Here is a 15,514-nt window from a genome sequence, read left to right on the forward strand (position 1 = left end):
ACATAGATGATTAGTGAAAAGATCCGTGAGGAGTATCAAAGATGGTGTCAGAAAGCAACGATAGATGCGGATCTGATTCCTGAATTAAAGAATCTAAACGAAGCAGGTATCGAGGACGCATTTTACAAGAATCTTGCGTTTGGTACCGGCGGTTTACGAGGCACGATCGGGGCAGGTACAAACCGGATGAATGTTTATACGGTTGCAAAAGCCACACAGGGCCTCAGTAATTATCTCCTTCGTAAATATGGTACAACGGCATCAGTCGTAATAGGTTACGATTCCCGTATCAAATCAGATGTGTTCGCCAAAATTGCAGCATCTGTCTTCTCATCAAATCACATCTCTGTGCATATCTGGCTAAAGCTAAATCCGGTTCCAACCGTTTCATACGCTACACGGTATTTACATACATCAGCAGGTGTGATGATCACGGCTTCTCACAATCCGTCCAAGTACAACGGATACAAGGTTTATGGGGACGACGGTTGTCAGATCACGACAGAAGCAGCAACGGAAATCTTGAAAGAGATCGAAGCCGTTGATGTTTTTGATGTGCGGATTCCGGAGTTCAAGGCAGGGGACAAGATCACTTATATCCCGGATGAAGTGCTGACATCCTTTATCGAAGAGGTAAAGAAACAGTCCGTCGTAAAGGAAGAGATCGACCGGAATGTTGCTATCGTTTACAGCCCTTTGAACGGCACAGGTCTGATACCCGTAACGAGGACATTAAAGGAGTCTGGATTTACCAATATCACCGTAGTGAAGGAACAGGAACAGCCGGATGGAAATTTCACGACCTGTCCATATCCGAATCCGGAGATACGCGAAGCAATGCAATTGGGGCTTGAGTACTGCAAGAAGGTTAACGCAGATCTGATGCTGGCTACGGATCCTGACTGTGATCGCTGCGGAATTACCGTAAGAAACAGTGAAGGTGAGTACCAGCTTCTGACCGGTAACGAAACCGGACTTCTTCTTCTTGACTTCATCTGCAGTCAGCGGATCAAGAACGGAACAATGCCGGAGAACCCGGTGATGATCAAGACCATTGTTACTACCGATATGGGGAAGCAGATCGCTGACCATTACGGCGTGATAACCATTGACGTCCTGACGGGATTCAAGTTCATCGGTGAGCAGATCGGCATCTTGGAGAAGCAGGGACATGTGAATGATTACATCTTCGGCTTTGAGGAATCCTATGGATATTTGACTGGTGGTTATGTCCGCGACAAAGATGCTGTGGATGCAGCGTTCATGATCTGTGAGATGTTCGCTTATTACAAGACACATGGCATCTCTCTTCTTGATAAGTTGGATGAACTTTACCGGACTTACGGATACCGGCTTAACATGCTCCATTCCTACGAGTTCGATGGATCTGCAGGCTTTGAGAAGATGCAGGAGATTATGAAGAGGTTTCACCAAGGGATGATAGAGCTTGGCGGTAGACAGGTGGAAAACATACTGGACTACAGTCAGGGTTTGGACGGCCTTCCGAAGTCTGATGTTCTGAAATATCTAATCGAGGGCAACAGTTCGGTGGTAGTCCGTCCTTCCGGAACAGAGCCGAAGCTCAAGGTTTACATTTCCATCTCTGCGAACTCTATGGAGACAGCGAAGGATGAAGAACAGAAGATTGCAGACCAGATGACAGAATACATGCAGTAAGGGGAGATAAGTCGTGAATATCATTTTACTTTCAGGCGGATCCGGCAAAAGACTGTGGCCGTTATCTAATGATGTAAGAAGCAAACAGTTCATCAAGCTCTTTAAAGATGAGGAGGGAAACTATGAATCCATGGTTCAGAGAGTTTTCCGTCAAATTTCCAGAGTGGATAAGGCTGCCAAGGTTACGATCGCAACATCCAAATCGCAGGTTGCTGCTATCCACAACCAGCTAGGCGATTCTGTGTCTGTCTGTGTTGAGCCGATGAGAAGAGATACTTTCCCAGCAATCGCACTGGCTGCAACTTATCTGCATGATGAACTTGGTGTTTCTGAGAATGAGGCAGTCGTAGTTTGCCCTGTCGATCCCTATGTGGATGACACCTATTATGAGGCAGTAGCAAAACTTGGGGCACTGGCTGAGAAAGATGCAGCAAATTTGACTCTGATGGGTATTCAGCCAACTTACCCTTCCGAGAAGTACGGATACATCATTCCAGAGACAAAAGACGTGATTTCCAAGGTTAAGGAATTCAAGGAAAAGCCGGATAAGGAGACCGCACAAAAGTATCTGGATCAGGGTGCGGTATGGAATGCTGGTGTATTCGCGTTTAAACTCGGCTATCTTGTTGAGAAGGCACACAGTATGCTGAATTTCAAGGATTACCGTGATTTGTATGCAAAATATAGCCAGTGTCCGAAGATCTCCTTTGACTATGCTGTTGTTGAAAAGGAACCTTCCATTCAGATGATGCGTTATGCAGGAGAGTGGAAAGATGTCGGTACCTGGAACACAATGTCTGAAGTTATGGCAGATCCAATCAAAGGTGATGCAACGGTTGATGAGACTTGTGAGAATGTCAACATTATCAACGAACTGGAAATCCCGATCCTTGTCATGGGAGAGAAGAACATGGTGGTCGCTGCATCCGGTGACGGAATTTTTGTCGCTGATAAAGAGCGCTCCGGATATATGAAGCCATATGTGGAGAAGATTGCCACAGAGGCAAAGTATATTGAGAAGTCATGGGGATCCTATCATGTACTGGACGCTGGAGAAGGATACCGTCTTCTAAAGGTTAAACTGACTGCCGGAAGACGAACGTCCTATCACTGTCATGAGTTAAGAGACGAGTCCTTCACAATTCTAAGTGGTAATGGAAAGACTGTCATCGACGGCATGGAGCAGATTGTCCGACCAGGTGACATCGTTACCATGGCAGCTGGATGCAAACATACTCTTATTGCTGAGACTGAAATCATTGCATTGGAAACACAAGTTGGGGAAGAAATCACTTTTGACGATAAGAAGAAATTTCCACTTGATAGCAGGTTTGTAGAAGGAAGAATTTAATGTCGCCTATTTTGCTGGCACCGTCAGGGAAGGATTATCTCTGGGGTGGTAACCGATTGAAAACAGAATATGGGAAGGACATTAAATTAACTCCACTTGCAGAGACATGGGAGTGTTCGGTTCATCCAAACGGCCCATGTTATGCCATCTCAGGAGAGTATAAAGGAATGACGCTCGCTGAGATCATCAAGATGCATCCGGAGTATGTGGGAAACAAGAATACCCAGATCCCTGTACTCATTAAGTTCATTGATGCAGCAAAGGATCTTTCTGTTCAAGTGCATCCTTCTGATGAGTATGCCAGAGAACATGAAAACGGACAAAACGGCAAGACGGAAATGTGGTATGTGCTCGAGGCAAAAGAAGGGGCAAAGCTCGTCTGGGGATTTGAGCACAAGGTTACAAAGGAGATCCTAGAGAAGGATATCGCAGAGGGCACTTTGCAGAACGATCTCCATTATGTGCCGGTTCATAAAGGCGATGTGTTCCTCATTGAGTCCGGAACGGTTCATGCGATTGGAGAGGGAATTCTTCTTGCAGAGATTCAGGAGAGTTCCGATCTGACCTATCGGCTTTACGACTACAATCGGAGAGATAAGAATGGAAACCTCAGAGAGCTTCACTTTGGCAAGGCGATGCAGGTTCTCAATATGAATCCCATCGGAGATACCAGTCAGAAACCACGCTATGTCCGGTATTTCTACGGATGCTCCAGAGAAATGCTTTGCCGGTGCAAGTATTTTGAAACAGAAAAAATTCAGGTTACTAAAGGATTTTCTTTCTCGGTGATGAAGAACTCTTTCCAGGTGCTTCTCTGTACAAATGGAGAAGGTGGTCTGGAGACAGACGGAAGCAACAGACCGTTGAGATTCCAAAAGGGAAGCTGCATTTTCCTTCCCGCAGGACTTGGAAGATGCCATGTGATTGGAGAGTGCGACTTGTTGAAAATAAGGTGTTAGAAGGAGAATAAAATGAGAGTTGTGCTACTTGATCAGATCACAAAGGTTAATTATAAATACACATACCCTTTAGCTAACGGCCTTCAAAATGCAGGAGTACATGTAGATCTAGTAATGGATCAAAAAAAAGAGGATGAAAATTGCACATGTGAGAAATATCGATTTTTTAATACTGACGAGAAAAATGTTGGAAAAATGAAGAAAGTACTAAATTATGTCCAATCCTATAAAAGGATAGGACGATTGCTTTCACAAGGAAACTATAGTGTTTTGCATACGGAATGGTTTAATTTCTCCCCCATTGATTATCACTATTTAAAACAATTGAAGGATAAGTATGGAATAAGATATGTGGCAACTGTACATGACATACTTCCTTTTAACCAGAAGTTTTATGATATGTATTTTCATAAAAAGCTCTATGGATTGGCAGACTCAATTATTCTTCAAGCTCCGGGAAATGTGAAAAGGTTTGTTGATTTATTTCCTGAGAATAAAGAAAAAATACATATGATACCGCATGGACACATGCTAGATTATGTTGAGATCGTAAATCAAAACGAAGCTAGAAAGCATTTGGATATTCCAAATGATAAAACAGTATTCCTATTCTTTGGCCAAATAAAGAGAGTTAAAGGTGTTGATATACTTTTAAAGGCATTTTTAAAGCTCCTTCAGAAGAGGGATGACATTTATCTCGTTATTGCGGGTAGTGTCTGGAAAGCAGATTTTTCTGCCTGTCAGGAAATTATCGATCGGAATGATTTTAAAGGCTGCTTACGAACAGACATTCACTATATTCCAGATGATGAGGTAAAATATTATTATTCAGCCACAGATGTTTGCGTTCTTCCCTATACGGATGTTTATCAGTCTGGTGTTATTCAATTGGCCTATGGATATCAAAAGCCGGTTGTTTCCTCTGACCTTCAAGCTTTTACTCAGTTTGTAAAAGAGGGAGAAACCGGGTTTATTTCAAAGGCATGTGATGTTGAAAGTCTTACTGGTGCAATGGACAAAGCAGCAAATTCAAATCAGTTGGTCGAGATTGGTAAAGCTGGTTATGAACTTGTGAAAAAAACTCTTAATTGGGATGACCTTGCAAGAAAAATAGTAGAGGATTGCTACAGCGAATGATAGAAACGAACAATATAAAAGAAAAATCTGTAGCTATTATATTAGTAAATTATAATGGCGCAAAAGATACTGTTGAGTGCATTAATAGTATTGAAAGATCTTTATATTCTAATTTTCATATAATTGTAGTAGATAATTGCAGCACTGATAATTCAATAGAAATATTAGAAGAACAAAAAAAGAAATATTTATTTGACTTGGTGATCTCTCCTGAGAATAAAGGCTTTTCTTCTGGAAATAATATAGGAATTATTTTTGCAAAAAGCAAATATTCGCCAGACTATTTCTGGCTGTTGAATAATGACACCCTTGTAAATGAAGATACGTTAAGAAAATTGGTTAATGGCTTTTTGCATGGCAATGGGATTGGAGTTACTACAGGAAAGATTTTCTATAATAGTAATAGATCTAAGATCTGGTATGCGGGGGGGAGTATAAGTGCCGTTACTGCGAGAACAGAACATTGGAATTTTAATCAATTCTGCTCCATGTCAAATTATGAAGATGCAGAAGAAGTAACTTTTGCTTCTGGATGTTGTATGCTGATATCAAAAGACGTGATAGCTTCAGTGGGCTTATTAGATGAAAGCTATTTTTTATATGAGGAAGACGCTGATTATTGTTTAAGGATATTAAAACATTCATTTAGTATTTTTTATTGTCCACAGGCGGTTCTATATCACAAAGTGAGTGCAAGCACAGGTGCGAATTCTCCTCTTACGCAGTATTATCTTGTACGTAATAAGTATAAATTGATAAACAAAAATTATAGTGGCGCAAATAAGGTAATGGCATATATATATTCTACATTACAGCTACTATTTCGATGCTTGAAGCATGAATTAAATTTGCCTAACTATTTAAAAGGCTTAGAAGGTTTTTGGCACAATGAGAATGGTAAGGGAAGTCTGTTCGAATAGCTCTGGATACAATATCCACAGTTTGCTGTACCAGGAAACACCACTTGCTTTCAGCTGTGATAGGAGAGCGGCTATTTCCTTTTATTTTTGTGACTATACAAAATTCTAACATTATTATGTTTATAAAATGGCAATGGCATTTGAAAAGGAGAAAACCACAATTGCTCGTAAAAAAAAGAGATATTATTGACTTTACTTATTGTTTTATTTGGGGATTCTATGTTTTGATAAATGAGCTTAATTATACATTATTGGTTGACCAAAGCTCATTTTCTATCTGGGTTCAAGTTTCAAGATATACTGCTATTATAGTATTATTATTGCTGACTTTATTTAATAATACAATTCCTCTTAGATATGGAATACTTGTTTCTATTGTGGTTCCACTTACAATTTATGCTACAAGAACAATTTATTCACTACCAATAATTGTGTTAGTATTATTTATCGTTTGTGCACAGCAAGCCAATTTTAAACATGTTGTATTTACAAGTTTAGTGGCACAATTAATAGTTCTAGCTTTATGCTTATTAGGAGTATTCACAGGGACAGTAAGAGACCTTGTTTATACTGCTGAAGAAGGAAGAATACGACATAGTTTGGGATATAATTATGCGACATATATTTCAAAAGTATTTTTATTTTGTCTGTGCTATTACTTCTTCCTGAGAAAAAAAGTCAGTTTGTTTGAAGTGATAATATTTGAAGGACTGAATTATTTAATCTTTATATATACAAATACTAGAACTGTGTTCTATTTGGCTTCAATTTTCATTTTAGCCATCTATCTTGTGAAAAGATTTAATATCAGTGATATAAAACAACCACTGAAAAGCTTACTTGTCTTTGTGTATCCGATATGTGCAGTCTTTAGTTTTTGGATACAGAGAATGTATAGTAGTGATCCTGCTAAATGGAGTTTTTTAAACTTAAATAACAGGCTATTAATGGGAAAAAATGCGTTACTAGAATATGGCATTAATTTGCGCGGAACAAATATAATATGGGTGGGAATGACAGCGTATACCCGAAATAATCTCTTGACTTATAATTACGTAGACAATTCCTACTTATATGTATTGATAACATATGGCGTAATTTTCTTTTCCATTTTAATGCTTTTTGAAATAATAATAATGCAATATGCTATTCATGAAAAGAATTTTACGTTGATAACAATATTGGCAATGCTGGCGGGATATTTTATCATTGAATCACAAATAATTGATTTAGCATATAATCCGTTTATTTTATTGGCTGGTTACTCATTCAGTAATACTATCCGAAGAAGAAAAAAAGTTGGGAGTACCAAACTATGAATATAAAAAAATATGTGAATTTATATAAAAGCTTTCTTGGACAAAGAGATAAAAACATTTGGCTATTCGGCTCTTGGTTTGGTGAAAAAATAGCAGATAATCCTAAATATTTATATTTATATTGTTTAAATTGTGGTATCAATGCTGTATGGATAACCAAAAATACAAATGTATATAATTTTTTGAAATCAAACAATTATCCTGTTGAAATGGCAGATAGTGAAAAAGGCATTGCTCTTTGCAAAACAGCAAAATATTATATTACTTGTACATCATTAAATGATATATGCGATGAATATTCCGGAGGAGCAGTTTTAGTTAATTTGTGGCATGGTATACCATTGAAGAAAATTGTCTATGATGATAAGTATGATTCATGGAGAAATACAAAAAAAGAGAAATTGCAGAGAATGATAAGAAAATTGCCTGACAGCAAGTCGTATGTTTGCTCAACGAGCGAGACGATTTCTAATATATATCTAAGTGCATTTAAATTATCAAAATCGCATGTTATTCAAATCGGACAAGTAAGGAATGACTGCTTTTTTGACGGCAGCATGAAGCATAGAACATATGCTAATATTCCATATAAACATCTCATTTCTTATCTGCCGACACATCGGAATGAAGGAAAAACAAAAATTGAAGATCATGTCATTTTTGACCTTGCGAAACTGGAAGGTTTTTGTAAAAAAAATGATTGCCTTTTTCTCATAAAGAAACATTTTTACCATAATAAAGAAAACTCGGATCTTTCTGCTTATCCGCATATTATTGATCTGACAACCAGAAATGATATTGATACGCAGGAGTTGATGTATAACACTGATGTGTTAATTACAGATTATTCTTCTTGCTACATTGATTACTTATTATTGGATCGTCCGATTGTGTTCTACTGCTTTGATTATGAACACTATTTAAAAGCAGATCGTGAGATGTATTTCAATTATGATGATGTTACCCCTGGTGCTCATGCGAGAAACTTTGACGAGCTTCTCCCAGCACTGCAGCATGCATTAGACGGGAATGAGAGATATAAAGATAGGCAAGAACAAGTTAAGAATCTTTTCTATAGTAAAGAAAATCAGGGAATCGTTGCACCAAGATTAGTAGAAGCAATCAAAAAACTATAAATTTACTCTTGGAACAAAGCCGTTATGAATAAACTATTAGCAAAATATAAATCTTTCCCAGTCCAGGTGAGAGCATCGTTCTGGTTCTTGATCTGCTCTTTTTTGCAAAAGGGCATTTCCATGCTTACGACGCCAATTTTTACTCGTTTACTGACAACCGGAGAATATGGCCGTTTTAATGTTTTTAATTCATGGCTTGGAATTGCCAGCATTATCGTGGGTTTGAATTTATGGGCAGGAGTGTATCAGCAGGGGCTAATTAAATACGATAAAGAAAGGAGAGTGTTTTCATCATCCTTACAGGGGCTGACGCTTCTATTAGTTTGTGCATGGACAGTAGTATATCTTGTCTCGCATCAGTTTTGGAATCATTTGCTCGGGCTAACTACGGTTCAGATGCTTGCTATGTTATGTATGGTATGGACTAGCTCCGTATTTAACTTTTGGTCTACAGAACAGCGAGTTTATTATCGTTATCGGGCACTAGTGGCAGTAACATTACTTGTTTCTCTTGCCAAACCACTGCTTGGAATCGTCCTTGTTATTCATGCGGATGACAAGGTTACAGCCAGAATCCTAGGTCTTGCTCTTGTTGAACTCGTGGGCTACTCATGGTGCTTTGTTGTGCAGATGAGGAAAGGAAAAAAGTTCTACTCTGCTCAGTTCTGGAAGTACGCGGTTGGATTCAATCTGCCATTGATTCCACATTATTTATCACAGGTGGTGTTGAATAATTCTGACCGCATCATGATTAATACCATGGTTGGGGATAGTGCCGCCGGGATGTACAGTCTGGCTTACTCACTTGCAATGATAATGACGCTGTTCAATACTGCGCTGATGAATACACTAACGCCCTGGATGTACCAGAAGATCAAGGATAAGGATATCAAAGCACTGGCTCCGGTCGGTTATATGTCTCTAGCAATTGTTGCGGTAGTAAATCTTCTGCTGATCATGCTGGCACCAGAAGCGGTGAGGATCTTTGCTCCGGCATCTTATTATGAAGCAATCTATTGTATTCCTCCGGTTGCAATGGGGGTGCTTTTCCTGTATTCTTATGATCTTTTTGCCAAGTTCGCATTTTATTATGAGAAAACTAAATTGATCATGTCAGCGAGCGTTTTAGGAGCAATACTGAATATTATCCTAAATTATTTCGGCATTAAGATGTTTGGATATGTTGCGGCAGCATATACGACATTAATCTGCTACATCCTTTATTCTGTATTCCATTACATCGTAATGACGAAGATCTGCAATACATTTCTGGGTGGTGCGAAGCCATATAATACCAAGTTCCTTATTGTATTTGCGCTTGTATTCTTAGCATTTGGATTCTTGATGTTATTCACATATACATTTCCTGTGATTCGCTATTGCGTTATCGCAGCAACAGTTATCGTTATGGTCTGGAAGAGAAAGATGATCATTGAATCTCTTCAGAAGATTATGACATTAAGAAAGAAGTAATTTATGAGTAGAATCGGAGTCCTTGGAGCCGGAACATGGGGAATGGCTCTAACCAGAATGTTAAGCAGGTCCGGGCATGATGTTCAGGTTTGGTCTGCACTTCCGGAAGAAATAGATCAGCTGTCCACAGCGAGAAGGCAAAAAAATATCCCGGACATGGTTATTCCGGAAGAAGTTGAGTTTACAAAGGATATCAGGGAAGTCTGTGCGAATAAAGACATACTGCTGTGTGCAGTTCCTTCTATATTTACAAGATCTACGATCAGAAGAGCAACACCTTACATTCCTGATGGCCAGATTATTGTTGATGTGGCGAAGGGTATCGAGCCGGGAACGTTGTATACCTTGACTCAGGTGATCCGGGATGAACTATCGAAAGATGGAAAGCATGAAAAAGTCCAGACGGTAGCGCTTTCTGGCCCAACTCATGCAGAAGAGGTGGCAAAGGATATTCCGACAACCATCGTTTCTGCCTGTGAGGATCTGGAAACTGCAGAAAAGGTTCAGGACATCTTCATGAATACCTGCATGCGTGTTTATACCAATACTGATGTGATGGGAGTTGAGCTCTGCGGAGCACTGAAGAATATTGTTGCTCTTGCATCTGGAATTTCATCAGGACTAGGATATGGTGACAATACAAGAGCTGCTCTTATTACCAGGGGTATTGCCGAGATTAAGCGTCTGGGTGTAAAGATGGGATGCTTGGAAGAAACCTTTAATGGTTTATCTGGTATCGGAGATCTGATTGTCACAGCCACAAGTGTTCACAGCAGAAACAATCGATGTGGATATTTGATTGGACAGGGGAAGACACCAGATGAAGCAAAAAAAGAAGTCGGCATGGTTGTTGAAGGAATTAATGCTATTCAAGCTGCTATGGAGCTTTCTGAACAATATAAGGTTGAACTTCCGATTATTTCAGCGGTTGATGCAGTCATAAATCATGGTGCGAATCCGCGTAAAACCGTTGACATGCTCATGAACCGGGATAAGAAATCAGAGCTATCAAAATCATTACTGGACATTAATTTTGAACACACACTACTTAAGAATGAGAGGCAAACTGGTATGAAACGAGTTATTACTTATGGAACATTTGATTTGTTGCATTATGGCCACATCAATCTGTTAAGACGGGCAAAGGCGCTGGGTGATTACCTGATTGTTGCTTTATCAACGGATGAATTTAACTGGAACTCGAAACATAAGAAAACTTACTTCTCATACGAGCAGAGAAAACAGCTTCTCGAAGCGATTCGGTATGTAGATCTTGTTATCCCAGAAGAGGACTGGCAGCAGAAACGAACTGATATGAAAGAGTATCATATCGACACTTTTGTTATGGGTGATGACTGGAAAGGTAAGTTTGACTTCTTAAAAGAAGAGGGAGTTGATGTAGTTTATCTTCCAAGAACACCGGAAGTCAGCTCTTCTAAGATTAAGCATGATTTGTATGATGCAGCAGAGGTAGCGGATAGCAAGACCAATCATGATGATCTGAATACGGATCCTCAGTAAGCTCTATCACCTCCACTTCGGCCTTTTATTAATTTTTATTAGACTGGGGGATTCCTGTACCAGTGTTCCAGATGATGATAAATTATTGGCGTCACATAATGGGAGGCACCGTTAAAAAAGTATTACAAATATTATGGAAGTGTTGCACCCACTGCCTAACAAAGAGAAACGCGGTGAGTATTTCGTGCTTGGGATACCAGCTTTCAGTTGAATGATACCGACATTCCACTTCATGATACCATTCAAATTTATTCTGATAATTCCGAAGTAGCGTACCACTGTTCCGCGGAAGCGTACCGCATTGAAAATCCGAAGTAGAATTGCCCTAGGAAGTCTCCCGATTCGGCGAAAGGAGGCTCATGTCAAGAGCACCATGGAATAACGCAGTGGTTGATTTAATCCGTCAAGAAAATGGTTAAAATAATACGACCCAAAATGGTCAGAATAACCCGGCGCTAACATGCGATATTTTATATAAGAGATATCAATTATATAATGCAGCTGGTGAGAAGAAAGAGATAATGTTATTAGAATGAGGTAAGCTGTAATGTGTATACAAAATAGGGGGGGGTACCACCGAGATAGTGTAATTGACTTTGTTAAGGGAGTTGGAATAATTTTAATGGTATTTCGACATGCCAACGGTCCGTATTCAGATTTTGTCTTACTATTTCATATGGCTATTTTCTTCATTGCCAGTGGATGGCTAATTAATCTGAAGTATTCAGCAGATATTCATTCAATATTTGTATATATTAAGAAAAAACTTAGGGGGCTTTGGGTTCCGTATGTTGGGTTTAATGTTGCGTACCTGGTTTTAAATGATTTGTTTATCAAGTTGAATATTTTAACCAATGATCCAGAGTTCCTAGAAGCGAAAGAAATAGATGGTAGGTATTTGCATTTAACGCAACCGATGGGGGTTATAAAGACGGGAAAAGAGATCATTAAGGTGTTTCTTTTTCAAGGCGGAACCGATATTGGCGGCGCACTCTGGTTCTTCAATACGCTGTTCTTTGTATTGATCCTATATATGATTTTGCAATTTGTGTTGTGTAGAATAATGAAAGATTCGCACATAGAACTTGCACAGTTGATCGTTGCTATTCTGCTTCTGGTAGTAGGATATTGCTGTCAGAGGCGCGGAATTTCAGCTCATGGATTCAGTAGAGTTCTGTCATATTATTGTTTTATCTACTTGGGCCATGTATTTCACAAATACAATGTTTTCAACACCAAAATTAAGCCTTTTATTTTGTTTACGGCTTCGTTATTAGTTCTTTTGCTGATGTATCATCATGGCAGTATTAACCTGGCAGGCAATGATTATCCCAATCCTGTGTATTTGATTGTTGCATCTGTTGCAGGCTGGACCATGTTATATTCGCTGGGAATGATGCTTCGAAAAACAAAGAATTTCACAAGTGTTCTTCAATATATCAGCATTCATTCTGTGCCGATTGTCGGAATGCATTTCCTGTGTTTCAAGATCGTCAGCTTGATTGCAGTTCTTGCTCTTGGAATGAAGATGTATATGATAGCGGCTTTTCCGGTGCTGGAACTTCCGGGAGCATGGTGGCTTCTTTACACAGTAGTCGGAATCTCGATACCACTGTTGGCTGATAGGGTATGGATTATGGTTCGGAGACGTATTCTTGCACGTTTGAATATTCCGGCCTCAGGGTACCGCCATTCCGCAGAATGATACCGTTTGTCCGCAACAGCATACTTCTCCGCGACATAGTACCATTTTTCCCGCGCATTCGTACCGCGGAAAATCCGGCGTAGAATCTAAGATGGGAAATAGTCCCGATTCTACGAAATCCTTTGTTATGGCCAAATTGACTGATAATATTCTTGATGATGCGAAGGATAAGTTGCACACGAGGGACCTGCCCCACAATTATTAATGTATTGAGGTGAATTTGATTTATTGTTTAAAAAGTACATTTCCATCCTACTTTTAATCTTAGCCATCCTTCTCATCATTGCCTTTACGCTACAACCGGGCTCAGCGTCAGCTGCGCTTGCTATGCATTTCGTCAATGTTATTGCGAAGGTGAATAACAAATTAAATCACACCACGGCAGATTGGTATGCCTTCTACATTCTCGTCCGGAAGTTTGCCCATTCAGTTGAGTACCTGGTGATGGGAGTTACGTCAAGCTTCTTCTTCCTTGTGTGGGTCAGGAAACGTCCCTTTCTGCTGGCTGTAGTATTCTGCGCGGTTGTGTCGATATGTGACCAGCTCAGTAAGATCGTTGTTCCAGGACGCGAATTCGACATTACAGACATTCCGTTCGATGTGATGGGGTATCTGATCGGGATCTTACTCGTGTATGTAGCAAGACATGAGTGGCATAAGTTCAAACAGAGGTGATGGGTCTTCCTCACCTTCTCGATCGCCAGTACCTCCTCCGCATCCTGAATAAGTAACGCTGTGGCGACTATCCTGGCAACAGGTAGATGGGGTTATGGCAGCACGTTAGAATAAAAGTAGAACGGTTCCATGCTGTTGCACTGGCTAGGTACTTTCCATCTCCAGGGGTGGGTCAGTTTTAAACGTTAAACATGGATCAGTTTTAATTATAAATCAACACTTATCTTACTTAATAGAAAAACACTATTCGCAAAAAATACATAGAGAAACTGAAAAAAAGCCATTTATCGCTTGATAACATGAAAGGCTTCGACCCATTGACTGAAGCTAAGCCTATACATATAATGAAGTAGAAGCGAGGCCAAGCTTGTAAACATAAACTAAAGCATTAGGAGAAATACAGAATGTTTGAGATTAGACACGGTATTGAAGTCTATTATGAGAATAAGAAAGAGAAACGTAATATCGTTTTCTTTCCAGAAAATATATATAAGTATTACGACACAGGAGGGATGCTTTTTGAGGCGATTACTGATGAAGCAACATTTCTTATCACAACAAAACTGGAAACGATGATTCATGATTATCCTGGATATGCGGATCCGCTTACTATAGAAAGCGTGACTGACGGGTTTAAATGGTTGTACGGAACCGTTCAAGACGAGGAAAGGCCGGTAGTCACGGAATTATTCAGAAGCGGATTCACAGAAGTTATCAAAAGCGTTCTAACACAGTGTGAGCATGAAGATAATGTTTCTTTTGAAAATATCGGCGCTTTTATGGAACGGTGCTATACAGAATATTTTGATAATTTGAAAGCGCTTTCAGCTTTTTTTGATGCGCTCGCAGCGGATGCCATTGGAACTGCAGACGATTTTCAGCAAGATGTAGCCAACACTTTTAAAAGGTCAACTGAAGATTTCTATACTCTATATAAGCGTAAATGCAGTGTACGAAAGGGAAATGGTAATGTCTCAGTTGAGACGCATCAGATAACAAATTATTTGCAATTACTTGTTGTTGAATATTACCGATTAAAAAAAGAAGGCAAAGCGGTAAAGATTTGCGCCAACTGTGGGAGATATTTTATCCCAAAGAATCGCTCAGACAGTATTTATTGCGACGCGCCTGCTCCCCAAAATCCGACGAGAACCTGTAAGGAAATCGGATCTCAGGTAAAACGAGCAGAGGAGAGGCATAATAACCCCGGAGTGCGGGAACACCATAATAAAATGTCTAGTTTAGGAATGGCAAAAAAACGTGCAAAAGATAAAGGCGATGATGATCTCCTCTCAGGATATGAACGCCTGCTAAGAGCCGAACTCAAAAGATTTGAAAAAACATTGACAGATAACACACAAGTGAATTCAGAGGAGAAAAAATAATTATGAAGGAATGGGATTACGCACAGTTAGCAAAAACGGCATCAGAGCATGGCGGACCACAGAAGTATATCGACGAAGTTGCGGATACAAACTTCTCTCTGGGGTTTAATCATGGTCATGATTCTGGAGTGAAAGACGGTTTTATCCTGGATTCCCGGAATTCCAACCTATGTTGCCACTATGAAAACGGCTGAAAAGCCGCATAAATACTGAAAAAATGACATGTTTTCATTGCCTTCTCCTACATAGTGTGGTA

General features: G+C 39.6%; 13 protein-coding genes and 1 pseudogene. All 14 read left to right on the plus strand.

From position 1 onward, the window contains the following. The first annotated feature begins 9 nt into the window (after positions 1-9). The 14 genes and pseudogenes from ACTNCK_RS05200 (at position 10) to ACTNCK_RS05265 (ending at position 15,452) form a co-directional block, all read left to right on the plus strand. The gene (locus ACTNCK_RS05200) at positions 10-1,677 is read left to right on the plus strand and encodes a phospho-sugar mutase (RefSeq protein ID WP_441081404.1); all 1,668 of its coding nucleotides are present in this window, start codon (positions 10-12) and stop codon (positions 1,675-1,677) included. 13 nt (positions 1,678-1,690) lie between these two features. Then, entirely contained in the window at positions 1,691-3,028 is a 1,338-nt protein-coding gene (locus ACTNCK_RS05205) for a sugar phosphate nucleotidyltransferase (RefSeq protein ID WP_441081386.1), read from the plus strand. Continuing rightward, on the plus strand, positions 3,028-3,987 hold the full coding sequence (locus tag ACTNCK_RS05210; protein WP_441081388.1) for a type I phosphomannose isomerase catalytic subunit: 960 nt from the start codon (positions 3,028-3,030) through the stop codon (positions 3,985-3,987). Before ACTNCK_RS05205 ends, ACTNCK_RS05210 begins: the two co-directional genes overlap by 1 nt. Before the next feature lie 12 nt (positions 3,988-3,999). Next, a complete protein-coding gene (locus tag ACTNCK_RS05215; RefSeq protein WP_441081389.1) occupies positions 4,000-5,124 on the plus strand; it encodes a glycosyltransferase family 4 protein in 1,125 nt (374 codons plus the stop codon). Next, positions 5,121-6,044 (plus strand): glycosyltransferase family 2 protein, encoded by a 924-nt coding sequence (locus ACTNCK_RS05220; protein WP_441081390.1) that lies wholly within the window; start codon positions 5,121-5,123, stop codon positions 6,042-6,044. The genes ACTNCK_RS05215 and ACTNCK_RS05220 overlap by 4 nt, the downstream gene beginning before the upstream one ends. Positions 6,045-6,205: 161 nt before the next feature. Further along, positions 6,206-7,363, plus strand: a complete 1,158-nt coding sequence (locus ACTNCK_RS05225) for a hypothetical protein (RefSeq protein ID WP_441081391.1) — start codon at positions 6,206-6,208, stop codon at positions 7,361-7,363. Further along, on the plus strand, positions 7,360-8,499 hold the full coding sequence (locus tag ACTNCK_RS05230) for a CDP-glycerol glycerophosphotransferase family protein (protein ID WP_441081393.1): 1,140 nt from the start codon (positions 7,360-7,362) through the stop codon (positions 8,497-8,499). Before ACTNCK_RS05225 ends, ACTNCK_RS05230 begins: the two co-directional genes overlap by 4 nt. Positions 8,500-8,523: 24 nt before the next feature. After that, a complete protein-coding gene (locus tag ACTNCK_RS05235; RefSeq protein ID WP_441081395.1) occupies positions 8,524-9,972 on the plus strand; it encodes an oligosaccharide flippase family protein in 1,449 nt (482 codons plus the stop codon). 3 nt (positions 9,973-9,975) lie between these two features. Beyond that, positions 9,976-10,983, plus strand: a pseudogene (locus tag ACTNCK_RS05240) (NAD(P)H-dependent glycerol-3-phosphate dehydrogenase); the annotation flags it as partial. Positions 10,984-11,043: 60 nt separating this feature from the next. Beyond that, a complete protein-coding gene (gene tagD, locus ACTNCK_RS05245; RefSeq protein ID WP_441081407.1) occupies positions 11,044-11,493 on the plus strand; it encodes a glycerol-3-phosphate cytidylyltransferase in 450 nt (149 codons plus the stop codon). Between the two features lie 547 nt (positions 11,494-12,040). Then, the gene (locus ACTNCK_RS05250; RefSeq protein WP_441081397.1) at positions 12,041-13,198 is read left to right on the plus strand and encodes an acyltransferase family protein; all 1,158 of its coding nucleotides are present in this window, start codon (positions 12,041-12,043) and stop codon (positions 13,196-13,198) included. A 228-nt stretch (positions 13,199-13,426) separates the two neighbouring features. Continuing rightward, complete coding sequence (locus tag ACTNCK_RS05255; RefSeq protein ID WP_441081398.1) at positions 13,427-13,873, plus strand: VanZ family protein; 447 nt, start codon at positions 13,427-13,429, stop codon at positions 13,871-13,873. Positions 13,874-14,277: 404 nt separating this feature from the next. Then, positions 14,278-15,258 (plus strand): DUF6076 domain-containing protein, encoded by a 981-nt coding sequence (locus tag ACTNCK_RS05260; protein ID WP_441081399.1) that lies wholly within the window; start codon positions 14,278-14,280, stop codon positions 15,256-15,258. 2 nt (positions 15,259-15,260) lie between these two features. Continuing rightward, a complete protein-coding gene (locus ACTNCK_RS05265; RefSeq protein ID WP_441081400.1) occupies positions 15,261-15,452 on the plus strand; it encodes a hypothetical protein in 192 nt (63 codons plus the stop codon). The last annotated feature ends 62 nt before the right edge of the window (positions 15,453-15,514 follow it).

The organism is Candidatus Weimeria sp. HCP3S3_B5, from assembly GCF_052064335.1.
Classification (GTDB): domain Bacteria; phylum Bacillota; class Clostridia; order Lachnospirales; family Lachnospiraceae; genus Weimeria.